The sequence below is a fragment of the Allobosea sp. LjRoot90 genome (genome assembly GCF_964254315.1).
GTDB lineage: Bacteria > Pseudomonadota > Alphaproteobacteria > Rhizobiales > Beijerinckiaceae > Allobosea.
Genome location: NZ_CAXUTF020000007.1, coordinates 189,981 through 213,795 on the forward strand (window position 1 = coordinate 189,981; position 23,815 = coordinate 213,795).

General features: G+C 66.8%; 27 protein-coding genes and 1 pseudogene. 13 read left to right on the forward strand and 15 right to left on the reverse strand.

The window, feature by feature from the left end; genetic code table 11:
- Positions 1-18: 18 nt before the first annotated feature.
- Complete coding sequence (locus tag ACSQ3M_RS23185) at positions 19-4,020, reverse strand: autotransporter domain-containing protein (RefSeq protein WP_436152426.1); 4,002 nt, start codon at positions 4,018-4,020, stop codon at positions 19-21.
- A gap of 251 nt (positions 4,021-4,271) precedes the next feature.
- Between ACSQ3M_RS23185 and ACSQ3M_RS23190 the strand changes: the two genes are divergently transcribed.
- Both ACSQ3M_RS23190 and ACSQ3M_RS23195 read left to right on the forward strand, forming a co-directional pair.
- Positions 4,272-5,105: a sulfite exporter TauE/SafE family protein gene (locus ACSQ3M_RS23190; protein ID WP_436152556.1), complete on the forward strand. Its 834-nt coding sequence runs from the start codon at positions 4,272-4,274 to the stop codon at positions 5,103-5,105.
- 11 nt (positions 5,106-5,116) lie between these two features.
- The gene (locus ACSQ3M_RS23195) at positions 5,117-5,584 is read left to right on the forward strand and encodes an N-acetyltransferase family protein (protein ID WP_436152427.1); all 468 of its coding nucleotides are present in this window, start codon (positions 5,117-5,119) and stop codon (positions 5,582-5,584) included.
- Here ACSQ3M_RS23195 and ACSQ3M_RS23200 read toward each other — a convergent pair.
- Both ACSQ3M_RS23200 and ACSQ3M_RS23205 read right to left on the reverse strand, forming a co-directional pair.
- On the reverse strand, positions 5,541-5,741 hold the full coding sequence (locus ACSQ3M_RS23200) for a DUF1289 domain-containing protein (protein ID WP_436152428.1): 201 nt from the start codon (positions 5,739-5,741) through the stop codon (positions 5,541-5,543). The genes ACSQ3M_RS23195 and ACSQ3M_RS23200 overlap by 44 nt on opposite strands.
- Positions 5,738-6,580, reverse strand: a complete 843-nt coding sequence (locus ACSQ3M_RS23205; protein ID WP_436152429.1) for an adenosylcobinamide-GDP ribazoletransferase — start codon at positions 6,578-6,580, stop codon at positions 5,738-5,740. The genes ACSQ3M_RS23200 and ACSQ3M_RS23205 overlap by 4 nt, the downstream gene beginning before the upstream one ends.
- A 107-nt stretch (positions 6,581-6,687) precedes the next feature.
- Between ACSQ3M_RS23205 and cobT the strand changes: the two genes are divergently transcribed.
- Positions 6,688-7,719, forward strand: a complete 1,032-nt coding sequence (cobT, locus tag ACSQ3M_RS23210; RefSeq protein ID WP_436152430.1) for a nicotinate-nucleotide--dimethylbenzimidazole phosphoribosyltransferase — start codon at positions 6,688-6,690, stop codon at positions 7,717-7,719.
- Between the two features lie 46 nt (positions 7,720-7,765).
- Here cobT and ACSQ3M_RS23215 read toward each other — a convergent pair whose 3' ends face one another.
- Complete coding sequence (locus tag ACSQ3M_RS23215; RefSeq protein ID WP_436152431.1) at positions 7,766-8,470, reverse strand: glutathione S-transferase family protein; 705 nt, start codon at positions 8,468-8,470, stop codon at positions 7,766-7,768.
- A gap of 107 nt (positions 8,471-8,577) precedes the next feature.
- Between ACSQ3M_RS23215 and ACSQ3M_RS23220 the strand changes: the two genes are divergently transcribed.
- Positions 8,578-8,925: a winged helix-turn-helix transcriptional regulator gene (locus ACSQ3M_RS23220; protein ID WP_436152432.1), complete on the forward strand. Its 348-nt coding sequence runs from the start codon at positions 8,578-8,580 to the stop codon at positions 8,923-8,925.
- A gap of 11 nt (positions 8,926-8,936) precedes the next feature.
- Here ACSQ3M_RS23220 and ACSQ3M_RS23225 read toward each other — a convergent pair whose 3' ends face one another.
- Positions 8,937-10,457, reverse strand: a complete 1,521-nt coding sequence (locus ACSQ3M_RS23225) for a sensor histidine kinase (RefSeq protein WP_436152433.1) — start codon at positions 10,455-10,457, stop codon at positions 8,937-8,939.
- 86 nt (positions 10,458-10,543) lie between these two features.
- On the opposite strand from ACSQ3M_RS23225, the gene ACSQ3M_RS23230 reads away from it, so the two are divergent.
- Entirely contained in the window at positions 10,544-11,095 is a 552-nt protein-coding gene (locus ACSQ3M_RS23230) for a thermonuclease family protein (RefSeq protein WP_436152434.1), read from the forward strand.
- Positions 11,096-11,254: 159 nt separating this feature from the next.
- Complete coding sequence (locus ACSQ3M_RS23235) at positions 11,255-12,175, forward strand: AEC family transporter (protein WP_436152435.1); 921 nt, start codon at positions 11,255-11,257, stop codon at positions 12,173-12,175.
- 5 nt (positions 12,176-12,180) lie between these two features.
- Here ACSQ3M_RS23235 and ACSQ3M_RS23240 read toward each other — a convergent pair whose 3' ends face one another.
- Positions 12,181-12,330 (reverse strand): hypothetical protein, encoded by a 150-nt coding sequence (locus ACSQ3M_RS23240; protein ID WP_436152436.1) that lies wholly within the window; start codon positions 12,328-12,330, stop codon positions 12,181-12,183.
- Positions 12,331-12,494: 164 nt separating this feature from the next.
- Here ACSQ3M_RS23240 and ACSQ3M_RS23245 point away from each other — a divergent pair, with 164 nt between their 5' ends.
- From ACSQ3M_RS23245 to ACSQ3M_RS23265, 5 genes are read left to right on the forward strand one after another with little or no spacing between them, the layout of a single operon-like run.
- Positions 12,495-13,106 (forward strand): glutathione S-transferase family protein, encoded by a 612-nt coding sequence (locus ACSQ3M_RS23245; RefSeq protein WP_436152437.1) that lies wholly within the window; start codon positions 12,495-12,497, stop codon positions 13,104-13,106.
- 3 nt (positions 13,107-13,109) lie between these two features.
- Complete coding sequence (locus ACSQ3M_RS23250) at positions 13,110-13,571, forward strand: hypothetical protein (RefSeq protein ID WP_436152438.1); 462 nt, start codon at positions 13,110-13,112, stop codon at positions 13,569-13,571.
- Positions 13,568-14,041: a hypothetical protein gene (locus ACSQ3M_RS23255; protein ID WP_436152439.1), complete on the forward strand. Its 474-nt coding sequence runs from the start codon at positions 13,568-13,570 to the stop codon at positions 14,039-14,041. The genes ACSQ3M_RS23250 and ACSQ3M_RS23255 overlap by 4 nt, the downstream gene beginning before the upstream one ends.
- The gene (locus ACSQ3M_RS23260; RefSeq protein ID WP_436152440.1) at positions 14,038-14,505 is read left to right on the forward strand and encodes a hypothetical protein; all 468 of its coding nucleotides are present in this window, start codon (positions 14,038-14,040) and stop codon (positions 14,503-14,505) included. The genes ACSQ3M_RS23255 and ACSQ3M_RS23260 overlap by 4 nt, the downstream gene beginning before the upstream one ends.
- Positions 14,502-15,143 carry a uracil-DNA glycosylase family protein gene (locus tag ACSQ3M_RS23265; RefSeq protein WP_436152441.1) on the forward strand — a complete coding sequence of 214 codons (642 nt, stop codon included), beginning with the start codon at positions 14,502-14,504 and terminating at the stop codon, positions 15,141-15,143. The genes ACSQ3M_RS23260 and ACSQ3M_RS23265 overlap by 4 nt, the downstream gene beginning before the upstream one ends.
- A gap of 36 nt (positions 15,144-15,179) precedes the next feature.
- Here ACSQ3M_RS23265 and ACSQ3M_RS23270 read toward each other — a convergent pair whose 3' ends face one another.
- Both ACSQ3M_RS23270 and ACSQ3M_RS23275 read right to left on the reverse strand, forming a co-directional pair.
- Positions 15,180-15,632 carry a hypothetical protein gene (locus ACSQ3M_RS23270; protein ID WP_436152442.1) on the reverse strand — a complete coding sequence of 151 codons (453 nt, stop codon included), beginning with the start codon at positions 15,630-15,632 and terminating at the stop codon, positions 15,180-15,182.
- A gap of 62 nt (positions 15,633-15,694) precedes the next feature.
- Positions 15,695-16,561: an NAD(P)-dependent oxidoreductase gene (locus ACSQ3M_RS23275; RefSeq protein ID WP_436152443.1), complete on the reverse strand. Its 867-nt coding sequence runs from the start codon at positions 16,559-16,561 to the stop codon at positions 15,695-15,697.
- A gap of 172 nt (positions 16,562-16,733) precedes the next feature.
- Between ACSQ3M_RS23275 and map the strand changes: the two genes are divergently transcribed.
- Positions 16,734-17,486: a type I methionyl aminopeptidase gene (map, locus tag ACSQ3M_RS23280; RefSeq protein WP_436152444.1), complete on the forward strand. Its 753-nt coding sequence runs from the start codon at positions 16,734-16,736 to the stop codon at positions 17,484-17,486.
- A gap of 129 nt (positions 17,487-17,615) precedes the next feature.
- Here map and ACSQ3M_RS23285 read toward each other — a convergent pair.
- From ACSQ3M_RS23285 to ACSQ3M_RS23315, 7 genes and pseudogenes are all read right to left on the reverse strand, one after another.
- A pseudogene (locus tag ACSQ3M_RS23285) lies at positions 17,616-17,729 on the reverse strand (NAD(P)-binding domain-containing protein); the annotation flags it as partial.
- 127 nt (positions 17,730-17,856) lie between these two features.
- Positions 17,857-18,756: a hypothetical protein gene (locus ACSQ3M_RS23290; protein ID WP_436152445.1), complete on the reverse strand. Its 900-nt coding sequence runs from the start codon at positions 18,754-18,756 to the stop codon at positions 17,857-17,859.
- A 171-nt stretch (positions 18,757-18,927) separates the two neighbouring features.
- On the reverse strand, positions 18,928-19,644 hold the full coding sequence (locus tag ACSQ3M_RS23295; RefSeq protein WP_436152446.1) for an ABC transporter permease: 717 nt from the start codon (positions 19,642-19,644) through the stop codon (positions 18,928-18,930).
- Positions 19,641-20,351, reverse strand: coding sequence for an ABC transporter permease (locus tag ACSQ3M_RS23300; protein ID WP_436152447.1), 711 nt, complete (start codon positions 20,349-20,351; stop codon positions 19,641-19,643). The genes ACSQ3M_RS23295 and ACSQ3M_RS23300 overlap by 4 nt, the downstream gene beginning before the upstream one ends.
- A gap of 177 nt (positions 20,352-20,528) precedes the next feature.
- Positions 20,529-21,302, reverse strand: coding sequence for a transporter substrate-binding domain-containing protein (locus ACSQ3M_RS23305; protein WP_436152448.1), 774 nt, complete (start codon positions 21,300-21,302; stop codon positions 20,529-20,531).
- Positions 21,303-21,537: 235 nt separating this feature from the next.
- Positions 21,538-22,737, reverse strand: coding sequence for an ornithine--oxo-acid transaminase (gene rocD / locus ACSQ3M_RS23310; protein ID WP_436152449.1), 1,200 nt, complete (start codon positions 22,735-22,737; stop codon positions 21,538-21,540).
- Positions 22,738-22,862: 125 nt separating this feature from the next.
- Positions 22,863-23,069 (reverse strand): hypothetical protein, encoded by a 207-nt coding sequence (locus tag ACSQ3M_RS23315; protein WP_436152450.1) that lies wholly within the window; start codon positions 23,067-23,069, stop codon positions 22,863-22,865.
- Positions 23,070-23,210: 141 nt separating this feature from the next.
- On the opposite strand from ACSQ3M_RS23315, the gene ACSQ3M_RS23320 reads away from it, so the two are divergent.
- Positions 23,211-23,813, forward strand: coding sequence for a TetR/AcrR family transcriptional regulator (locus tag ACSQ3M_RS23320; protein ID WP_436152451.1), 603 nt, complete (start codon positions 23,211-23,213; stop codon positions 23,811-23,813).
- Positions 23,814-23,815 lie beyond the last annotated feature (2 nt).

Genomic DNA, 23,815 nt, shown 5'->3' on the forward strand with positions numbered 1-23,815 from the left:
CAGTCGGAAGCAGCCTTTTCAGAACCTGACTTCGACCCTGCCCTTGAGGGCGTGATCGCGCGAGCGCTCGCCGATGGCGGCGGAATAGGTCAGGCCGAGCGCGGTGGCCTGGGAGATGCGCCAGTCGAGGCCGGCTTCGGCGACGAGCGCCTCGCGATCGATCGGGGCAGCGAAGACCTGGGCCAGTGTGGTGCCCAGCGCGAAGGCGGTCTTCGCCTGCGGGGTGAGCTCACCGAAGCCGTGGCGCCAGCCGAGCATGGCGCGGGCGAAGAGCGGGGCCGAGCCGATTTGCGCCTCGGCGCGCAGGCCGAGCGTGGTGAAGCCCAGTACCTGCTCGGAGGAGAGAACCCGGAGCGCCGCAGCGCCGCCCTGCTCGGTGCCGGCATCCGTGCTGACCCGGATCAGCGCCAATTGCGCGAAGGGTTCGAGCGCGAAACCGTTGAAGGCGAAGCCATAGCCGAGTTCGGCGAAGCCTTGCGCCACCGCCCCTGGACGCTGCAGGCGCAAGCTGTCGCCGAAACCACGGATCTGGACCTGGCGGCGGATGTCGCTCTCGGACCATGAGTAGGCCAGACCTGCATCGAGCCGCAGATTGCCGAAGCGGGCGCCGGCATAGAGCGCGGCATGGCCGCTCTCGAGCTTGCCCGAAGAGCGCCTGGCATCGAGGTCGAAGCGCGACTGGCTGTAGCCGCCGGCGACACCGACCCTGAGCGACGAGCCGGGATTGTCGTAGAGCATCAAGTCGGCGCCGAGCAGGGCGCCGCCGCTGCGGCGGCTGAGGCCGGCGGCATTGCCGTCGGCGCTGGTGTTGCCGGCGCCACCGAAGGCCTCGCCCCAGAGGGCGTAGCGCGGCTGCGGGACCGGGGCGGCCATCAGCACCGCGCCCTTGCGGCCGGGCAGGTCGGCGCTGAAGGCGGCTGCAACCTGTCCGCCCGGCGCCGTCAGCAGTGGCCCGCGCAAACGCGACAGGATCGTGTCGCGCACCAGCCGGCTCTCGTCGATCATCACGCTGACCGCCTGGGCATGCGCCTCGCCCGAGAGCAGGTCGAAGCCGGCGCGGGCCTCGGCGGCCGTGCCCGAGAGCAGCGTGTCGTAGATCGGATTGCCGACGCCGAGCGCCTCGGCCGCATTGGCGATGAAGCCCTGGTTGCGGCTCTGCGCGACGCCAAGGAACAGCGCCTGGTTGCGGGCCATAGTCAGGGTGACGCTGCTGCCGCCATAGCTCAGCGACGGCGTCAGGAAGGCGAGGTTCGAGGTAACGTTGCCGAACTGGCCGCTGATCCCGCCTGCGGCGGTCAGGATGGTGTAGTTGGTCGAGGCCGCGTAGTTGCCGGTCTCGGCCAGCACCTCGACCGTGCCGCCCGAGAGCGTCGCGATCCCGGATGCGGCGATCCGGTCGCTCTGACCGGCGGCGTTGACCTCGACCTGGTAGGTCGAGCCCGCCGCGAAGGCAACATTGCCCGACACCGTCAGCGTGCCGATCGAGTTGCCGGGCGCGACCGTCGCGCCGCTGCCGACGCTCACCCCGCCGACCGTGCCCGAGCCGCCGAGCGAGCCGCCGTTCAGCGCCACGCTGCTGGCGAGCGAGCCGTTGACCACCAGCTTGCCGGCCGAAACCATCGTCGCACCGGTATAGGTATTCGTGCCCGACAGCGTCAGCGTGCCAGTGCCGGTCTTGGTGACACCGCCCGCGCCGGTGATTGAGCCCGAGAAGCTCGTCGAGCTGTTGTCGGAACCCGCCGTCAGCGAACCGCTGCCGAGCGTGACCATGCCTGCGCCGGCGAGCGAGCCGATGTTTTGGCTGAATCCGTTGAGGTCGAGTCGTGCGCCTGATGCCACCGTGAAAGCCGAGTTCGACGAGAACGCGCCAGCCACGCCGGCCCGCAGCGTCCCGCCAGACACCGTCGTCGCGCCGGAATAGCTGTTCGCTCCCTTAAGCAGGAGCGAGCCTGCGCCGGCCTTGGAGAACGCGCCCGTGCCCGAGAAGCCTTGCGTCACCGTAAAACTGTTGCCGGCATCGGCGATGTCGAAGCCGCCGCCGGCCGCACCGAAGACGATGTCGCGGGTCAGCTCGGTCAGCGTCGTGCCGGTCACCTTGAGCACGCCGCCATCCAGCGTCAGCGCGCCGGTGAAGGCGCCGAGATTACTCTCGCGGTCGATGCTGATCGCCCCGCCCGCGATCGTGGTGCCGCCGGAGTAGGTGTTCTCCTGCGTCAGCGTCAGCGTGCCCGTGCCGACCTTCCGCAGGCTGCCGGCGTCGTAGATCGCGCCGGTGAAGGTGGTCGAGGCGTTGGTCGCGCCAGTCTCCAGCGTCGAGCCGCCCTCGATCCGGATTTGGCCGGAACCGGCGATCGAGCCGGCGGTGACCGTGCCGAGCGTGTCGTTGACGTTGAGCAGCCCGCTGATCGCGATCGTGTAATCCGAGGCCGCAGACAGCGCGCCAGTACCATTGATGTAGAGCGTGCCATCCTGCACGAAGGTCGCGCCGGAATAGCTGTTCGTGCCAGTGAGTGTGAGCGTGCCGGAACCGCTCTTGGTCAAACCGCCCGTGCCGGAGAAATTGGTCGCAACGCCGATGATGAAGCCGTTGCTGTTGAAGAAGGCACCGCCCGCCCCGATGGTCAGCGCCGTGAAGCCCTGGAGATAGTCGGCCTGATTGCCGGTCGCCCGCAGGATGCCGCCGTCGAGGTTGAGCGTCGCGGTGCCGGCGCCTTTACGGACCTGCCCGGTCTCCAGCACGCCGCGGCCGCTGACGCCGTCGCCGGAGAGCGTCAGCGTGCCGCTCGATCCGGCCGCGGTCGCCAGCGTCGTCACCGTCGCGCTGACCTTGCCGCCAGCCGCAAGGGTCAGCGCGCCGCTGCCCGCGCTTCCGACCGCAAGCGTGGTGCTGTTGGTCCAGGTCGAGCCGGCGCCCGTCACCGTCACGCTGCCGCTGCCGCCAGCCATCTCGCCGATCACGCCTGCACGGTTAGAAACCGTGCCGCCATTCGCGATGGTCAACCCGCCATTGCCCTCACGGCCGACGAAAAGATCGCGCGACATGGTCCAGCTCGAGCCGGCGCCGGTCACCGTCACCGTGCCGCTGCCGCCGGCGCTGAAGCCGATCGTGCCCGATCGACTGGCGGATGCGCCGCCGGAGACTGCGCCGCCATTCTCGATGATCAGGCTGCCGGTGCCCGCACCGCCGATGATGGCGTGAGAGGACATGGTCCAGCGCGAGCCGGTGCCGGTCACCGTCACCGTGCCATTGCCGGTGGTACCCGTGCCGACCCCACCGTCGAAGCTCTCGACGACACCACCATTCTCGACCCGCAGCGTGCCGGTGCCGCCGAGCCCGACCCGGAGGATGCTGACATCGATCCAGCGCGAGCCGGTGCCGGTCACCGTCGCCGTGCCATTGCTGCCGATGCCACCACCGACATTGCCGACGCTGCCTCCCACGCCACCGGAGAGGGTGGCGCCATCCGCGATGGTCAATGAGCCGGTGCCTGTATTCCCGGCATAGATGTAGAACGCGGTCAAACTGGTGCCTGCGCCGGTCACCGTCACCGTGCCGTTGCTGCCGGCGCGATAACCGATTTCAAGGACGCCCGTCGAGACGGCGCCGCCATTCTCGACCGTCAGCGTGCCTGTGCCGCGATGTCCGAGATAGATATTGCCTGGATGGTTGTTCCAGGTCGAGCCGGCGCCGGTCACCGTCACCGTGCCGGTGCTGCCCGCCTGGTTGCCGATATAGCCGTCACGGATATTGGAAACGGTGCCACCGGCCGCGATGGCCAGGGTGCCGGTGGCAGTGTCGCCGATCGTGAGATCGACCCCGCCCAGATCCCAGTTGGTGAGCGGCGGCGTCGGGATAGCGGGAGACAGCTCGCCGGTGCCGGTGACCGATTGAGCTATGGCTGTGGGGGCGCCGGCGAGCAGCGCGAGGCCGAGCGCGAGCATCGAAACGGACTGATGCAGCCGCTCTGGCCGCCGGCCACGCGCCGGCAGCATCCGTGCAAGCTTCAGATCGTTCGGCATCGATAGTCAGGTCCCAACCGCGATGGCAGGCTTAGGCAGCGTCGCGCGCGAGGCAATGAACAGCTGTTCACATCTCGTCAAATCGATCCGGTGTTGCGGATTTGCTGCGGTTGCCCGAGCTCGGGACAGTTCGCTCGCGGACAGCAATGCCAGCACGCGCGCCCCCGCGCATGCCTGCCTTGCCGGCTGAACCTTGCCCTTTCCGGCCAAAAGCCTAAGAGCAGCCCGACTTGTCCTGGCTCGGGTGCATGATGATCGCCGGCATTCCCCTGAACGACCTGATCTTCCTCGCCGTGTCGCTGATCGCGGCCGGCGCCGTCACCGGCCTGCTCGCCGGCCTGTTCGGTGTCGGCGGCGGCGCGGTCATCGTGCCGGTGCTCTACGAGGTCTTCCGGGTGATCGGCGTGCCGGAGGAGGTGCGCATGCCGCTGGTGGTCGGCACTTCGCTGGCGGTGATCATCCCGACCTCGATCCGCTCCTACCGGGCCCATCTCGCCAAGGGGCTGGTCGACACCTCGATCATCAAGATCTGGGCGATGCCCGTCGTGCTCGGCGTGCTCGGCGGGAGCCTGGTTGCGCGCTACGCGCCGCCGGACCTGTTCAAGGCAGTCTTCGTCGCGGTCGCCTTCGCCAGCGCCATGCGGCTGCTCTTCGCCTCGGACCGTTGGAAGCTCGGCGACGATATGCCCGGGCCGTTCCTGATGCGGATCTATGGCGTGATCATCGGTGTGCTCTCGGCACTGATGGGCATCGGCGGCGGCCAGCTCTCCAGCCTGTTCATGACCTTCTATGGCCGGCCGATCCACCAGGCGGTCGCGACCTCCTCGGGTCTCGGCGTCCTGATCTCGATCCCCGGTGCGCTCGGCTACATCTATGCCGGCTGGCCGAAGATGGACATCCTGCCGCCGCTCTCGCTCGGCTATGTCTCCTTCATCGGCTTCCTGCTCTTCATCCCGACCTCGATCTGGACGGCGCCGATCGGCGCACGCCTGGCGCACCGGCTGTCGAAGCGCCGGCTCGAGGTTGCCTTCGGCATCTTCCTGCTGGTGGTCTGCGCCCGCTTCTTCTGGTCGCTGATCACCTGAGCAGGGCGGCCATGGTTGCCGTGCGCGCCTGCGAAATCGCCGATCATCCTGCGCTCGCCGGTTTGATGGCGCAGATGCAGGCGTATTACCACGTGCCCTGTCCGCCGGATGCCGAGATCCGGGCCGGGCTGGCTAGTCGGCCGGCGGGAACCGAACTGCTCGTCGCCGAGCATGACGGGACGCTCGTCGGTTTCGCTGCCTTCTCGGCGATCTATCCCGGCCCCGGCCTGAAGGCAGGCTGCTTCCTCAAGGAAATCTATGTGGCCGAAACCGCGCGCGGCTTCGGCGTCGGCCGGGCATTGCTCGCCGAACTGGCGCGGCTTGCGCTGGATCGCGGCCTCGGGCGGATGGATTGGACGGCGGCGCGCGACAATGAACGCCTGCTGCGCTTCTATGAGAGTCTTGGCGCGACGCCGCAGCCGGAGAAGGTCTTCTTCAGGCTGACCGGCGAGGGGCTTGCCCGTCTCGCGGAAGGCTGACGCGGTCCGCCAGCGTCGCCATGATGGCGAGGCGCTCCGCTTCGCTCAATCGCGACCATTGCGCGATCTCCTGCAGGGTCCGGCCGCAGCCCTGGCAGAGCTTGCTCACGGGGTCGATCACGCAGATCTTGATGCAGGGGCTGGAGATCGCGTTCATTGCCCGCTCCAGCCGATAACGATGGCGAGGCCGAGATAGATCGCGATTTCGCCGAGCTGCTGCGCCGCGCCGAGAATGTCGCCGGTCTGGCCGCCGATCAGGCGGATGGCGGTGCGCGACAGCCAATATGTCGCCAGTGCTGACAGCATGAAGCCGAGGAAGACACCGGCGAGGGGGATGGCGCCCACTGTGACGAGCACGACGGCGAAGATGCCCGACAGACTGTAGGCGACCGGCAACACCGATCGCTCGGGCCGTCCGACCGAAGCGGAAGCGCCATCGCGCCGGGTTGGCTCGACCATGGCGAGGATGCGAATGCCTTCGACACGCGACCAGGGCGCTGCGACGAGCACGGCCGCGGCTAATGCCCACGCGCCGGCGCCTTGCAGGATCGCTGCGAGCGCCGTCACCCGCAGCAGCAGCGACAGCCCGAGCGCCAGGGCACCGAAGGTGCCGACGCGGCTGTCCTTCATGATCTCCAGCCGCCGCTCCGGTGTGTGGCCTCCGAACAGCCCGTCGGCGCTGTCGGCGAGCCCGTCTTCGTGGAAGGCGCCCGTCGTCAGCACGAGCGCGGTCACAGTAAGCGCCGACGTCAGCAGCGCATTGACACCCGCAAGGCCCGCGAACAGTGCGATCAGCGCCGCAGGTAGTGCGATCACCAGCGCCGCGAAGGGCAGGGCACGCGGCACCAGCCGGAAATCCGGCAGGGCATGCACGCTCTCGCCCGGCAGCGCCGGCACCGGCAGGCGTGAATAGAAGCGGATGCAGGTCGCCGTCGCTACGAGCCAACCCGGCCAAATCGCCGCCTGCGGCGCATCATCGCTGTCGGTTTCGGCCACGCTGCCCTCGGATTGTCTTCGTCCGCTCCAGCCTATAGCAGCAGCGGCAACATGGCGGCGACCTCGCGCCGCGCGATTCCCTAGGCTTTCAAGATCGGCTTCCTCAGATGTCTGCGATGCCCGCCTCCGGCCTGCCCTTCGACGATATTCGCAACCTCATCGCCAGCATGCCGGGTCCCGACATGGCGGCAGCCAACACGGTGCGCGCCCGCGACAAGGAGCTGACCAAGCCGGCCGGCAGCCTCGGGCGCCTGGAGGAGATCGCCGAATGGCTCGCCGCCTGGCAGGGCAAGGCGCCGCCGCGGGTCGACCGGCCGCTGGTCTGCGTCTTTGCCGGCAATCACGGCGTCGTCGCCCAGGGCGTCTCGGCGTTTCCGCAGTCGGTTACGCGCCAGATGCTGGAGAACTTCGCGGCCGGTGGCGCCGCGATCAATCAGATTTGCGCGGCCTATGATCTCGGTTTCAAGGTCTTCGACCTCGCGCTCGACCTGCCGACCGGCGATTTCACGCAAGAGGATGCGCTCGACGAGCGAGCCTGCGTCGCGACCATGGCCTTCGGAATGGAGGCGCTCGCCGGCGGCGCCGATCTGCTCGCGCTCGGCGAGATGGGCATCGGCAACACCACTTCGGCCGCCGCAATCTTCGCGGCGCTCTATGGCGGGGGCGCTGCCAAATGGTGCGGCCGTGGCACCGGCGTCGACGATGACGGCCTGAAGCGCAAGATCGCGGCAGTCGAGGCCGGGCTCAAGTTCCACGCCAATCATCTCAGCGACCCGCTCGAAGTGCTGCGCCGCTTCGGCGGTCGCGAGATGGCGGCGATCTGCGGGGCGATCCTCGCCGCCCGCCTGCAGCGCATCCCGGTGATCCTCGACGGCTATGTCGTCACCGCCGCCGCCGCGATCCTGCATGCGCTCGATTCCTCGGCGCTCGACCATTGCCTCGCCGGCCATCTCTCGGCCGAGGGCGCCCATGCGGAGGCGCTGGTCCGGCTCGGCAAGCAGCCCTTGCTGGCGCTCGGCATGCGGCTCGGCGAGGGAACCGGTGCAGCGCTCGCCGCCGGTCTCGTCAAGGCGGCGGCCGGCGTCCATTCCGGCATGGCGACCTTCGCGCAGGCGCAGGTATCGGGGAAGGCCGAATAATTGTGAAAGCCGCACCGGGCATTCAACCCGGCGCGTCTTCGTTTCGTCAGGCGCCGTAGCGCTCGATGACTTCCGCCAGCGAGACATGGCCTTTGAGGGCGCCGCTGCCGGCCGGCGTCTCGCCGTTCTCGAGAGTGGTCGCGTAGACCACTGCCGGGTCGGCCTCGACCCGCTGACGCAGTGCCTGCAGCTTCGGCCAGCGCGCGAGCTCGGCGACCTCATGGAATTCGAGCCAGCGCGCCACGCCGGCGAGCAGGCCGTCGGCCAGGGTATGCTTGTCGCCGACCAGCCAGCGCCCGCCGTCCAGCATGGCTTCCAGCTTGTCGTGGCGCTCAGCCACCGCCTTGCGGCCGAACCGGCGCAGCGCCGCCTCGAACTCTGGGTCGGGCTCGGGCATCTCCAGCGCGACCCAGAGCGGCGAGAAGGCGCCTGTGAAGCCGGTGTTGAGGAAGCCCATGAACTGGTGCATCCGGTCGGCTTCCGGCGAGAGCGGGTCGAAGCTGATCCGCCGCTCCTTGTCGCGCGCTTCGAGATAGGCGGCGATCGCTATAGTCTCGGTGAGCGGGCGGCCTTGATCGGTGATCAGCACCGGGGTTTCGACGCGCGCATTGATCCGGGTGTAGGCCGGTTCGCGCATTTCACCCAGCATGTCGACGCGGCACAGCTTGTAGGGCTGGCCCAGCCATTCAAGTGCCGCGACCAGGCCCATCGAAGTGCCGGACGGATAGCCATAAACGAGGATCGGTTCCATGTTGCGTTTTCCATTTGGGTCGGGAAACGCTGCGCAGCGGGCTGGAACCTAGTCATCCGTCGCCCCATGTAAATTACGCACTTTTCTGTAACCAGGCGGAACGGAACATGAAGGACGTCGTGTCCGACTGCTCGATCGAAAGCGTCATGCGGGTGCTGAGCGGCCGCTGGCCGACCTTGCTGCTCTATTATTTGAAGGACGGCACCAAGCGCTTCAGCGAGCTCCAGCGCGACAACCCGACCGTCTCGCACCGCATGCTGGCGCTGGAGCTGCGCAAGCTGGAGGCGGCCGGCATCGTCCACCGGATCGACCATGACGGCTATCCGCGCCGCGTCGACTACGAGCTGACACTGGCGGGCCAGCGCCTCGTGCCGCTGATCGATGCGCTTGGCGGCTGGTGGGAGAACGTTGAGGCCGAGCGGGCGGGCGTCCCGGTGCTCCCGCGGGTCGCGTAACCCGGCCGATTCTACGCGGCGGAGCGCTCGCCGGGGTGCGGCAAGGCCGGCAGCGTGTCCATGACGCGCTCGGCGGGAAGCGTGATCGTCACTTCGGTGCCGGCCCGGAGCGTCGACTTGATGCGGAAGCCGCCGCCATGCAGGTCGACCAGCCCCTTCACGATCGGCAGCCCCAGGCCCGAGCCCTGCTCGGCCGTCTTGATCGCCAGCGAGCCGCGTCCGAAGGTCTGCATCACCACCGGAATCTCGTCCTCGGGGATGCCGGGGCCATTGTCGGTGATGCTGACATATTGCCCCCCAGTGGCGGTCCAGCCGACCTTGATCGAGATCTCGCCGCCCTGTGGGGTGAATTTGATCGCATTCGCCAGAATGTTCAGCACGGCCTGGCGGATGGCGCGCTCGTCGGCCCAGACCCGTGGAAGCTCGGGCTCGGTCGCCTGGCGAATGGCCTGGCCCTTGGCCTTGGCGCGCAGGTTGAGCATGTGCGCGGCATCGTCGGCAATGCCCGCGAGACTGATTGCCTCCTCGCTGAGTTCGTATTTGCCGGACTCGATGCGCGACAGGTCGAGAATCTCGTTGATCAGTGTCAGGAGGTGCTGGCCCGAGGAGTGGATGTCGCCGGAGTATTCCTTGTAGGAGGCGTTGGCGTGCGGCCCGAAAACCTCGGTCTTCATCACCTCGGAAAAGCCGAGGATGGCGTTGAGCGGCGTGCGCAGCTCATGGCTCATCGTTGCGAGGAAACGCGACTTGGCGAGGTTGGCTTCCTCTGCCTTGCGCCGGGCTTCGTCGGAATTGGCCTTGGCGGTTTCGAGTTCGGCGATCAGCGCGTCCTTTTCGGCCCGGAACTCGATCGTCTCGACCGAGGTGGAATAGAGTCTGTTGGTCAGGAAGATGAAGAAGAGCTGGGCGCTGGCGGCCATCAACAGCATGGTGACGCTGTCGATGTCGCTGCGGCCGCTGAAGGACAAAACGATCGCGCCGACGATCGGCACGAGGGCGGAGTAAACCGCGATCGGGATCGCGGCTGCCAGCGTGACGGTGAGCGCGCTGACCATCAGCAGCGCCGTCATCAGGAAGAAGCGGGCGCCGGGCGCCTCGATGCCGACGAAGAGGCCCGCAAGCAGCGCCCAGGACAGGCCGTGCAGCAATTCAGCTGTGGGCAGGAGCTTGCGCCAGAAGGCGACGCGTGCGGCAGCGGAGGGCTCGGCCAGGAAGCGCCGGCACAGCACGGCGGTGAAGCCCGTGCTCAGCACGACAAGGCAGAGCCAGCCCGACACTTTGTAGAACGGCACCCAGACGCAGGCCGCGGCCGCGACCAGGAACGCGAGCAGCAAGGTACCGGCCGAGCCGTTCAGTCGGTACTGTGCGAAGACGCGAATGAGTTCGTAGTCGAAGGCGCGCTGGAGCCCGGTCGAAGAGGTCAGCTTCTCACGCGCCGACCGGACCTCACGGTTGATCAGCTTGCGGCGCGCCAGCGCGGACGGATCGGGTCCGCGGCCGCGCTGCACCTGTTCGGCTGTCAGTTCCGCCATGATCTGAAGGCAAAGGCTCCCGACCGGTGGCGCCCCGTCGCGCCCCGGCTCGCCATGATGTGTTGGAAATCGTTAAGCTTGTCCTGATGGCGCGCTTCGGATTCAGGACAAGCAACTATGGTCCGTTCGGCTGGCGACGGGTCGGCCGCTCGGTCGATTTCGTCGTAGCCTTTGGATTCCTTGTGCTTTTGGCGATTGCCGGCGCTGTCCTGCAGTACCGACTAGGCCCCGGTCGTAGCCTCGCCGGAGCGGCCGAAGCGATCGATGGCGATTCGCTGCGGCTTCTCGGCGAGGAGCTTCGGCTGGAAGGGATCGACGCGCCCGAATACCGGCAGACCTGTCGGGACCGGAGCGGCGGCGAGGTCGCCTGTGGCCGGCAGGCGCGGCGCGCGCTCGCTGCCATGCTCGTACTCGGCAACGTCACCTGCACGGTCTCGCGGGCTGACCGTTATGGCCGCGGGTTGGCGCGCTGCCGGCAGGGCGATGCCGAGATCAACGCGGCGCTGGTGCGCCAGGGCCAGGCTGTCGCCTATGGCGGCTATCAAGCTGAGGAGGACGACGCGAAGGCGGCCGGTCGCGGCATCTGGGCGTTGAGCTTCGAGCGGCCGGAGGCGTGGCGTAGGAGCCATCCGCGCTGAATGCGCCCGCCAGCCATGCGGATTCGTCAATGCCGCGGGCAGCTTTGGCATTTTCGTCTTCGACGATCGCAATCTAAAGAAGGATCATCTCCTCCTGTCCTCTCGTCGGATTCGCTGCCGTATGACGCCGTTGCCCGCCTGCCGATCGGAGCTGCCGGCATGATCGGTGCCATCCTGCTCGCACTGGCGCCGATCGCCTTGTTGATCGCGCTCGGCCATGCCATGCGCCGCCTGCGCTTTTTGCCGGACTCGTTCTGGCCGCAGGCCGAGCGGCTGAGCTATTACGTCCTGCTGCCGGCCCTCTTCGTGCACGCCCTGGCGATGGCCGACCTCAAGGGGCTTCCCGTCGCCGAACTGGCGTTGACGCTGATGGCGGCGATCATCGCGGTGGCGGCGGCACTCGTGCTGGCCAAGCGCTGGCTTGGCTACAGCGACGCCGCCTTCACCTCGGTCTTCCAGGGCGGCATCCGCTTCAACAACTATGTCGGCCTGAGCGCGGCCGGCAGCATGCTGGGATCATCAGCCCTTCCACTCGCGGCCGTGGCGAATGCGGCGATCGTGCCGACCGTGAACGTGCTCTGCGTCCTGGTCTTTGCCCGCTGGGGCTCGGCGCAGCCGACCTTGCGCGGCATTCTCCGTGGCCTTGCCCTCAACCCGCTGCTGATGTCCTGCGTGCTCGGCATCGCCATCCAGCTCAGCGGCCTCGGCCTGCCGCCCGGTGTCGAGGGCTGCCTGAAGGCGCTCGGCCAGGCCTCGCTTCCGATCGGATTGCTCTGCGTTGGCGCGGCGCTCGACTGGAACGCGCTCGGCCGCGGCCTGAAGCCGGCGCTGGTCGCCTCCTTCGTCAAGTTCGTGGTGATGCCGCTCGCGACCTATGCCGCGTTGAAGGGCTTCGGCCTCGGCGGCCAGGCGGCGACGCTCGCCATCCTGTTCCAGGCGCTGCCGACCGCCTCCTCATCCTATGTGATGGCGCGCCAACTCGGCGGCGATGCACCGCTGATGGCCGGCATCTGTGCGCTGCAGACCGTGCTGGCCGCTATTGCGGTGCCGCTCGCCTTGATCCTGCTGGCGCCGGGCTGATCTGTTCAGGACGGCTCGCGCGGATCATCCTCGCGCGGTCCTTCGAGGCGTGCCGCGCCAGGTTCGCGCGAACGTGACCAGAAGGTCGCGAGCATCAGTCCCACCGGGATGGCGAGGACCACGATCCAGACGATGAAGCTCCAAACCTGCGGCATATCGGTTCCCCCCTTGCGGATCGGTAATCGCGGGCGAGGACGCTTTGTTCCTGTCATCCGTTCGTTCGCGTCGTCTTGCCGCCGTCTTTGCAGGCTGAACTCTTGACAGGGCCGCGGCGGCACCGTGAAACCGCCATGTCTCGAGACGACGAAAGGCGAGGGGCATGAAGCTCTATGATGGCGGGCGCGCGCCCAATCCGCGGCGGGTCCGCATCTTCTTCGCCGAGAAGGGCGTGACCTTGCCTGAGCTCGTGCCGATCGACATCGGCAAGAAGGAGCACCGGACGCCGGAATTCACGCGTATCAATCCGTCGCAGCGTCTCCCGGTCTTGTTGCTCGAGGATGGCACGGCGCTGGCCGAGACGATCGCGATCTGCCGCTACATCGAGAGCCTGCATCCGGCGCCGCCCCTATTCGGCGCCGCGCCGAAGGAAGCTGCGCTGATCGAGATGTGGAACCGGCGCATCGAACTCGGGCTGTTCACGGCGGTCTCGGCGGTGTTCCGCCACAGCCATCCCGCCATGGCCGAGCTCGAAGACCAGGTCCCGGAATGGGCTGAGGCCAATCGTGAGCTGATCGACGATCATCTGGTGCTGCTCGACCTGCAGCTTGGTGCCAACCGCTTCATCTGCGGCGACGAGCTGACGGTGGCCGACATCACCGCCGGCATCGCCATCGATTTCATGAAGCCCTCGCGCATTCCGCTGCCAGAGGATTTCGCCAACATCCGGCGCTGGCATGGCGAACTCTCGGCCCGGCCGAGCTGGAAGGCTTGAACGATGCGCCTGCTGGCCGTCCTGTTTGCGCTCATGCTGCCGCTTGCCGCCATGGCGGCGGACAAGCTGACGGGCGAGCAGATCAACCAGGCCTTCACCGGCAATACGGTCAGCGGCCGCTACACCGGTGGCGGCTTCTTCACCGAATATCACGACCCCGACGGACGGGCGCTCGGCAATAATGGCTGGCAGGAGAACCGCGACGCCTGCTGGATCACCAAAGGCGACGCCGTCTGCTATTATTATGGCCCGCCGGAGGACCGGACGACGCATTGCTTCACGGTCGAATTGACCGAGCGGCTCTATATCCTGCGCAATGTCGGCGATCGCCGGATCAATGCGGTGGCGACGATCGAGCTTGCCAATCCGCGCAATCATACCGATGGCGGCAAGCCCTGGTATTGTGACGGGCTGATCTCGCGCGGCCCGCAACTTCCGATGTCGCGGCGGGTGGCGGCGCGATGATGCGAGCCTCGACGGCAGCGATTCTCCTGGGGCTATGCGCTTGCGTCACGAGCGCCGCTGCGGTCGAGCGGCTGACCGGCCAGGAGATCCGCAAGCTCTTCGAGGGCAATACCGTCGCCGGCCGCTACAATAACGGGCTGCCGTTCAGCGAGTACCATCACCCGGATGGACGTGCGACCGGGCACAACCGGCACGTGACCAACACCGATGCCTGCTGGACGACGACGGACGATGCCGCCTGCTACTATTACGGTCCCCACGAGACCCGCCGGACCTATTGCTTCGCCGTCGAGCGCAGCGGCACGCTCTATGTGTTGAAGACCTACCGCACCGGCCGGATCAACGGCATCGCCACCATCCAGTCGGGCGATCCCGAGAAACACGTCGACAAGGCGCCGTCCTGGCATTGCGATGGGCTGATCTCGAACGCGTTGCCGCCAGCGATGTCGCCGCGGCTCGCCTCGCGGTGAGGCTGTTCGCGCTGGCGCTGCTTCTCGGGCTCCCGATCTGGGGAGGCGAGGCGCTCGCCGTCGAACGTCTGACCGGCGAACAGATGCGCCAGCTCGTCGAGGGCAACACGGTGACCGGACGCTACAGCACCGGCGGGACCTTCAGCGAGTACCATCACGAGGATGGGCGCGTGAGCGGGTATAATCGCGACCGGGAAACGCCGAACCGCGATGCCTGCTGGACCACGACGCAGGACGCGATCTGCTACTATTACGGCCCGATCGAGACACGCCAGACCCATTGCTTCACCGTCGAGCGCAGCGGCACGCTCTATGTCCCGCGCAGCGTCGTCAACGGCAGCATCGTCGGTGCCTTCGCCATCCAGCCCGGCGATCCCGAAAAGCATGCCGACAAGATGCCGGCCTGGCATTGCGACGGGCTGATCTCGCAGCGCCCGGGCCAGGAGCGCTTGGCCGGACGATGAGCGGGCAAGGAGACGGCTCGCTGGAAGCGCTCGACGATGTCCTCGCCGAATTGCGCGCGTGCCGGATCTGCCGGGATGAGCCGGTCTATCTTCCGCGCCTGCCGCATGAGCCGCGTCCCGTGATCCAGGCGGAGGCAGGCGCCCGCCTGTTGATCGCGAGCCAGGCGCCCGGCACGCGGGTCCATGCCAGCGGCAGGCCCTTCACCGACCGCTCCGGCGACCGCCTGCGCGACTGGCTCGGCCTGGATCATGCCCGCTTCTACGACGCCTCGCGCGTTGCGATCGTGCCGATGGGGCATTGCTTCCCCGGGGTCGACGCCAAGGGCGGCGACCTGCCGCCGCGCCGCGAATGCGCACCGGCCTGGCGTGAGCGCGTGCTGGCGGCGCTGCCACATATCGAACTCGTGCTGGTGATCGGCCGCTATGCGCAGGCTTGGCATATCGGCTCGAAGGCGGCGGCCGACCTGACCGCGACCGTCGCGGACTGGCGCGCAATCTTCGCGCAGGAGCGCAAGCCGCGCATCTTGCCGCTGCCGCATCCGTCCTGGCGCAACAATGGCTGGCTCAGGAACCATCCCTGGTTCGAGGCGGAACTGGTGCCGGTGCTGCGGGCCGAGGTGGCGCGGCTGGTGGGCTAATACACTCGCCGAGCATAGCGATGGCGGGCGATTTCCTTAGAGGTGCTCAAACCATCGCAGGATGCCAACATTCCATTTGGAGCGAAGCAGGTCACGGCAGGAATGAGCGACTCGCAGCGCCGGTTGCTCCAAAATCTTGACCGGCAGCGACGGTGTTGCCGGATCAATCTTTGCCAGCTCAGATCCAAATGAGACCATCGCTCCTTCGACACGATTCTTAAATTGGCTCTCTACGTCTTCCACGACGGCGAGAGGTCCCCAATAAAGCATCCAGAATTCTTCGCGTGAATGGCTCCAGGTCTTGGCATCGATCGAACTGGCGAGCCGCGCGGCGTGTTCGGCCGCAAGGAGACATAGCGCTGTCTGCTTCTCCAGAAACGGCTGCCGAACCGAAAAAGAGCTTGTGGTTCCGAATTGCACGAAGCCTGCCACGAGCGCTGTGACCGCGATTGCAGTCGTTGCCGAGTATTTGATCCATTCAGCGCTCATGACGGGCCCTTGCATCGCCCAGAACGGCGCTCTGCGCCACTCGCGGCAGTTCTATAGGCAGCTCAACCTTCCAGCCGCTTCAACAGGCTCGACGTATCCCAGCGCCCGCCGCCGAGCTTCTGCACATCGGCATAGAACTGGTCGACCAGTGCAGTCACCGGCAGGCGGGCGCCGTTGTTGCGGGCTTCGTCGAGCACGATGCCGAGATCCTTGCGCATCCAGTCGACGGCGAAGCCGAAATCGAACTTGTCGGCATTCATCGTCTTGCCGCGGTTTTCCATCTGCCAGGAGCCGGCGGCGCCCTTCGAGATCACCTCCAGCATCGCCTCGACATCGAGTCCGGCGCGCTTGGCGAAGTGGACGCCCTCGGAGAGGCCCTGGACGAGGCCGGCGATGCAGATCTGGTTGACCATCTTGGTGAGCTGGCCGGAGCCGGCGGGGCCCATCAGCCGGCACATGCGGGCAAAGCTGGCGATCACCGGCTCGACCCTGGCGTAAGCTGCCGGATCGCCACCGCACATCACGGTCAGCACGCCGTTCTCGGCGCCGGCCTGGCCGCCGGAGACCGGCGCGTCGATGAAGCCGAAGCCGGCCGCCTTCGCTGCGGCATCAAGCTCGCGCGCGACATCGGCCGAGGCGGTGGTGTGGTCGACGAAGACCGTGCCCTTGCCCATCGCGGCGAAGGCACCGTTCTCGCCGGTCGTCACCGAGCGCAAATCGTCGTCATTGCCGACGCAGCAGAACACGATTTCCTGGCCCTCGGCGGCCTGGGCCGGCGTCGGTGCGTAGACGCCGGCGTGCTGCGCTACCCATTTCTGCGCCTTCTCCGGCGAGCGGTTGTAGACGGTGACGTCGTGGCCCTTGGCCTTGAGGTGGCCGGCCATGGGATAGCCCATCACGCCGAGACCGAGGAAAGCGACTTTGGCCATGAGGTGCTCCGCTGCATTGTCTGAAAGCTCAGTGCGGCTTTAGCGCGCCGGAGAAGGCGAGGGAAGCGATGCGGGCGCGATAGCAGCGATCGCGATTATGCAGAAATCATGCATGGGCAGTCTACCGCGCCCTGGCTTGTCGCTCTCGCCGAAATCGGTCAGGAACCGCCTCATGACCATCACCAATGACGATGAGCTTCAGAGCCTGCGCGAGATCGGCCGCATCGTCGCCGATACGCTGGCGGCCATGGGGCGGGCGCTCGAGCCGGGCATGACCACGGCCGAGCTCGATGCGATCGGCCGCGACATTCTCGAAAAGCAGGGCGCACGTTCGGCCCCCGAGACCGTCTACGGCTTCCCGGGCGCCACCTGCATCAGCATCAACGAGGAGGTCGCGCACGGCATTCCGGGCGACCGCCGGATCGCTGCGGGCGATCTGGTGAACATCGACGTCTCCGCCGAGAAGGCCGGCTATTACTCCGATACGGGAGCGTCGTTCACGGTGCCGCCGGTCGATCGCCGGATCGAACGGCTGTGCCGCGACGGCAAGCGTGCGCTCTGGGCCGGGCTCGGCCAGGTCGGGGCCGGCAAGCCGATCGCCGGGATTGGCGAGGCGGTCGGCCGCTTCGCGCAGAAGAACGGCTATACCTTGGTCCGTAACCTTGCCAGCCATGGCATCGGCCGCTCGCTGCACGAGGAGCCCAAGGAGATAGCCACCTGGCCCGAGCGCTCCGAGCGCCGCATCATGCAGAAGGGGCTCGTCTTCACCGTCGAGCCATTCCTGTCGCTGGGAGCGGACTGGGCTGAGCACGAAGGCGACGACCGCTGGACGCTCTATGCCGAGCCGCGCGCGCCGACCGTGCAGTACGAGCACACCGTGGTCGCGACCGCCAACGGTCCGCTGATCCTGACCTTGCCGGGCTGAGTGCCGCTCAGCGCAGGGCCATGTGCCGCGTCAGCCGCAATTCCAGCCGGTCCCAGACCCGCCTGATGAATTCCTGGCCCTTCGCCGCATCAGCCGGCGTTGGCACCGCTATGCTGGGCGACTCAGGCCTGCGCCTTGGCGGGGGGAGCGGTTGTAGACAGTGGCCTCGTGACCCTTGGCCTTGAGATGGCCGGCCATGGGATAGCCCATCACGCCGAGACCGAGAAAAGCGGCCTTGACCATGCGATGCTCTGCTGCAGTTCGGGACAGATGTCCGCAGCTTTAGCGTGGGCGCGCAATGCTGGGAAGCCGCGCAAATGCGATAGCAGCGACCGCAAATCGCGGTCCGAAGCCCGGCTCTGCGCCGGTCTCACATCACGCTGGCCTGGCCCCAGGTCATGCCCAGCTTCGGACGGAGGCGGACGTTCCACAGGGCGTCTTGCACCTGGCCCGAGGCGAACTGGGCCGGCGATAGCTGGCCGAAGCCGCCCGGCCCGAACTCGAAGAAGCCGCCATGGTACAGGAGCAGGCGCGTCGCGTTCCAGAAGATGCAGTAATTGAAGATCGAGGCATCGGCGCTGGCGGCCTCCTCGATCTGCGCCACGCTCGCTTGCGCGAACTGGAAGCCGACCGGGTACCGCAGCGCCCCGATCAGGTTGGCGAAGGCCTCGCCGGTCTGGATGCCGGCGGAGCTTTTGATCGGCAGGCCAAGGGCCGAGATCCAGAAGGAAAAACGGTCGAAGCTCAGCGTCGCCGCGTTGCCGGACAGGCGCTTGTCCTGGCCGACATACCAGGCGTTGTGGCTGAGATCCGCGGGAAGCTGCGCCCATAACAGGCGCAGCCCTTGCGGTGGCGGCGCGAGGCCGCAGGGTAATTGGCCGACGCACTGGATCTTGTTCATGCCGTTGAGCAGGAGCGGCTTCAGTGGCAGCTCGAGGTCTTGCGGGTCCGACTGAGTTGCTTCGGCGATGGCGCCGTTCGGCTGCGGGTAGTTTGCCCGAATCCGGATCGTCTGCCCCCAGAGATTATGCAGCCCGGCGTAATGCAGAATCCGGCACAGCATTTGGCTGAAGCCGCAAGGGTCGATTACGTCCTGATCGGCGAGCGGCCAGAATCCGGCGAACATCGGCTGCATTGAGGCGACGATGTAAATCTTGTGTCTCGGGATCTGCGTCGACGAATAGTGGACTTTGAAGCGGAACTGCCACGGCAAAGGCGCAGTCTGGATCGGCAGCAGGGCGATCGGGGCGGTCACGGTCGGGGGCGACATGCGGCTTCCACCTTCAGGGCGTGAGGGAAGCCGGTTGTCCCCCGCGTCTCCGATCGGAATATGCGCCGGCTGCGCTGTGCTGCTTTCCCTTGTCGGCGCCTGGGCCGGATTTGCGAGCATCCGCGCCTCGGCTTCTGCTGCCTTAATCCCCGGAGCGCCCGGGCGAGGCGCCTACCGCAGCGCCATGTGCCGCGTCAGCCTGAGCTCGATCCTATCCCAGACCCGGCGGATGATCTCGGTGAGCACGAGGTAGATCAGCGCCGCATAGAGATAGATCGAGAGGTCGAAGGAGCGGGCGAAGGCTAGGCGGGTCGCGCCCATCAGGTCGAACAGCGTCACCAGCGAGGCGATCGCGCTTGCCTTGATCATCACGATCAGCTCGTTGCCGAGCGGGCGCAGCGCCAGAATCATCGCCTGCGGCAGGATCACGCGGCGCAGCGTCGCCCAGCGATGCAGGCCCAGCGCCAGCGCACCCTCGAACTGCCCACGCGGGATCGACTGGATGGCGCCGCGCAGGATCTCGGCCTGATAGGCGGCGGTGTTGATCGTGAAGGTGAAGAGCGCGCAGTAGAACGGCTCGCGGAAGAACCACCACAGGCCGATATCCTGCCAGAACAGGCGGAATTGGCCAAAGCCGTAATAGACTAGGAAGAGTTGGCAGAGCAGCGGCGTGCCGCGGAAGAAGGTGGTGTAGCCGTTGATCGCGATCTGCGCCCAGCGCGGGCCGTAGAGCCTGGCGATCGCGAGGCCGATCGCGAGCACGAAGCCGAACGCGACCGAGAGCACCACCAGCTCGAAGGTGAGCAACAGGCCGCTCGCCATGCGGCAGCCGTAGTTCTGCAGGGCCTCGCTGCCGATCAGGTAGCCGGGATATTCGCACCAGTTCATCGCGTCGCTCCGCCGAAGGCGGCGTAGCCGCGATTGGTGCGCTGCTCGAGCTTGCCGATGCCCCAGGCGGAAACCAGCGAGAAGAAGAAGTAGAGCATCATCGCCGTGCCGAAGAACAGGAACGGCTCCTTGGTCACGACATTGGCGCGCGTCGCGATGAACATGATGTCCTGCAGCGTGATCACCGAGATCAGCGAGGTCTCTTTCAGCAGCACCATCCAGTTGTTGCCGAGGCCCGGCAGCGCGACGCGGATCAGTTGCGGAAAGACGACGAGCCGGAAGGCCTGCGCCTTCGACAGGCCGAGCGCCGAGGCGGCCTCGCGCTGGCCTTTCTGGATCGAGTTCAGCGCGCCGACCCAGACCTCGCTCGAGAAGGCGGCGAGCACCATGCCGAGCGCCACCATGCCGGCGACGAAGGGCGGGATCGAGAAGCCGCTCCAGACCTTCTGCACCAGCACCTGGATGCCGAAATAGATGATGTAGAGCGTCAGCAGCTCGGGCACGCCCCGGAAGACGGTGGTGTAGATCGTCGCCAGCGAACGCAGCAGCACGCTGTCGGAGCGCTTCCACAGCGCGATGATCAGCCCGAGCGCCAGGCCGAAGGGCAGGGTCGCGAGCGCGACCGAGATGGTGTTGGCCGCGCCTTGCAGCAGGGCCCAACCCCAGCCGCCGGGACCGAAGCCGAGCAGAGCGAGTTTGTCGAACATGGCGGGGCCGGCGCGCGAGGGGCTGGAGCGTTTTCAGGCGAAGTGGGTACCGGTTCGCCGTCCGGAAACGCGACAATACAAAGACCTGAAGCAAGTCCGCGCTTCGAAGAAGAGTGGACTTGCTTCAGAATCCGCCGGCCTGAAGCGGCCGACGGGTGGGCGTCAGCAGGCTTCAGATCATTCGTACTTGAACCACTTGGCCTCAAGCTTCTTCAGCGAGCCGTCGGCGACGGTCTCGGCGATCGCCTTGTTGACCAGATCCTTCAGCGCAGTATCCGCCTTGCGGATGGCGCCGGCGACGCCGGCGCCATGGATCGCATCGTCACGCGTCACCTCGGCGATCCGCTTGCAGCAATCCTTGCCCTGTCCCTTGAGGAAATCGGCGAGGGCCAGCGCGTCGGCGACGATATAGTCGAGACGGCCGTTGAGCAGGTCGAGATTGGCCTCTTCCTGGGTCGGATAGAGGCGCGCCGTCGAGTCCTTGTAGAATTTCTCGACGTAATTGGCGTGGATCGTCGAACCCTGCGCGCCGATCGACTTGCCCTTCAGGGTCGCGGGCGAGATATCGGCCGAGGCGGTGCTCTTAGGGCCGATCATCCAGATCGGCGTCTTGCTGTAGACCGAGGTGAATTCGACCTGCTTCTTGCGTTCGTCGGTGGCGTTCATGCCGGCGAGGATGATGTCGTACTTGTTGGCCTGCAGCGCCGGGATGATGCCGTCCCAATCCTGCACCACCCAGCTGCACTTCACCTTCATCTTCTCGCAGAGAAGGTTGCCGTAATCGATCTCGAAGCCTTCCAGCTCCTTCTTGGCGTTGAGGTTGTTGTAGGGCGGATAGGCGCCCTCGGTGCCGATCCGGACTTCCTTCCACTCCTTGGCCTGGGCGAGCGCCCCGGTGGCGCCGGCAACGGTGAGCGCTGCGGCGGCGAAGAACTTTGCGAAACCTTTCATGGGACCTCCCCTTGGATCTGGCCGATTGGGCGTTTCGAGTTCCCGCATCGGCTTGTGCGCGACAGCTTGTGCGATCCTTGGTGCGGGCCGCAAGTAGGCTCTTGCAGCTTTTCTGAGCGTGTCCGCACAAAGATGGCGCAAGGCAAGCCGCTGTTTTATTTGTTGAAATCGCACGGCGGAGAGGATTTTTCTCGCGCCGCGCCAGGCCGGCCGCACACGGATTTTGTCACTGCGCTCAGCGCGCCCGTGCCGCAAAGACGTTTTCGCAGCGCTCCAGCCCCCAATCCAGCTCCTGCCGGCTGATCGTCAGCGGCGGCGCGAAGCGGATGGTGTGCTCATGCGTTTCCTTGGTCAGCACGCCGGCATCGGCGAGGCGGGCGACGATCTCTTTGGCGTTTGCGGCGCCAGGCGCGATCTCGACGCCGATCCAGAGACCGCGTCCGCGCACCTCGCTGGCGAGGCCTGCAGTCATCGCCACCAGGCGCTCTTTCATATAGGCGCCGAGCTCAGCCGAGCGCTCGACCAGCTTCTCGTCCTCGATCACCGCCAGAGCCTCGAAGCCGATCGCGGCAGCAAGCGCGTTGCCACCGAAGGTCGAGCCATGCGAGCCCGGCCCGAACAGCTCCATCACCGCGCGGGAGGCCAGGAAGGCCGAGACCGGGTAGACCCCGCCGCCCAGCGCCTTGCCGACGATCAGGCCGTCCGGCTTCACGCCCTCGTGCTGATGCGCGAACCAGTGCCCGGTGCGGCCGAGGCCGGACTGGATCTCGTCGAGGATCAGGAGGACGTTGTGCCGGTCGCAAAGCTCGCGCAGCGCCCGGAGATAGCCGTCCGGCGGCAGCACGATACCGGCCTCGCCCTGGATCGGCTCTATCAGGATCGCGGCGGTGTTCGGCGTGATCGCTGATTCCATGGCGGCCGCATCGCCGAAGGGCACGCTGACGAAGCCCGGCGCGAACGGGCCGAAGCCGTCACGATAGCTCTCATCGGAGGAGAAACCGACGATGGTCGTGGTGCGGCCGTGGAAGTTATTGTCGGCGACGATGATCTCGCCCTTGCCGTCGGCGATGCCCTTGACCTTGTGGCCCCAGCGCCTGGCAGCCTTGATCGCGGTCTCGACAGCTTCGGCGCCGGTGTTCATCGGCAGCGCCATTTCCTGGCCGGCGACGGCGCAAAGCTTGGCCAGGAAGGGGCCGAGCGGCTCGGTATGGAAGGCGCGGCTGGTCACGGCGAGGCGCTTGGCCTGCTCGTTCAGCACTTTGAGGATGCGCGGATGGCCATGGCCGAGGCTGACGGCGGAATAGCCGCTCATCATGTCGAGCCGCCGCACGCCGGCGACATCGGTGAGCCAGACTCCTTCGCCATGGGAGAGCATGATCGGCAGGGGCGCGTAGTTCTGCGCGCAGACTTCCCGTTCGAGCACGATCGCGTTCATGGCGGTTCTCCCTCGTTTCTTCGAGGGTAGGCCCGCGAAAGCAGCCGAGGCAGGCTGCCACGCGGCCGCATCGCAGCCGATTCTGTCGCGATGACGACAGAATCGGACAAATGCGGGCCGCGACCTCAGCGGCGGGCGATCGGAATGACGAGATAGACCATGCCCAGCACCATCGGCGGCACGGCGAATGCGGTCACCGACCAGGTCGACCAACCGGTCGTCACCGGCGCCAGTGCGGCCAGGATCAGGTTGATCAGCAGATAGGCCCCTAGCATCAGCGTTCCCAGGAAACGCAGGCGGGCGAGAATAGGATTGCGGGTTGCAGCGGTCATTGTCACCTCAATAACGGAACGGCCCGTTTCGTTGTGATTTGATAGATACGATCCGTTTCGATATCAATTCGTTTTGTTGCAAGATCGCGCTTGCAGAGATGGCCTGAGCATCGAGCCGGGTTGAGGGACAGGGAGCCGTTCATGAAGGCTGGAAAAGCCGTGACGCCACCCCGCCGCGCCTCGATCGGGGCGAAGCGCAATCCGGCCTCACAGGCGGCAATCCTGGCGGCGGCCCGCGCCGTGCTGGCGGAAGAGGGCTATGCCGGCTTCTCGATCGACGCGGTCTCGCGCCGCGCCGGGGCGGGTAAGCCGACGATCTATCGCTGGTGGAAGAACCGGGCCGATCTGCTGATGGAGGTCTATGCCGCCGAGAAGGCGATCATCACGGCCGTGCCGACCGACGATCTCGCGCGGGACCTCGTCGATCACACCATCGCGCTATGGGGCTTCTGGTGCGGCACCCCGTCGGGGCGGACCTTCCGGGCGCTGCTGGCGGAGGCGCAAAGCGATCCCGAGGCGCTGGCGGCGCTGCGCGAGAAGTTCCTGCCCGAACGGCTCCGGGATGTCCGTGGTCTCTTCAACGCAGCCGCTGCGCGCGGCGACATCCCGGCCGAAGAGGTCGAGGCCAGGCTCGCGCTCTATCTCGGTTTCAACTGGTTCTATGTGCTGACCGACCAGCTCGAGGCCGGCCAGGCTTCGATTCCCGCAGCGATGCGCCTGATCGCGGCGCCGACACCGCGCTGAGA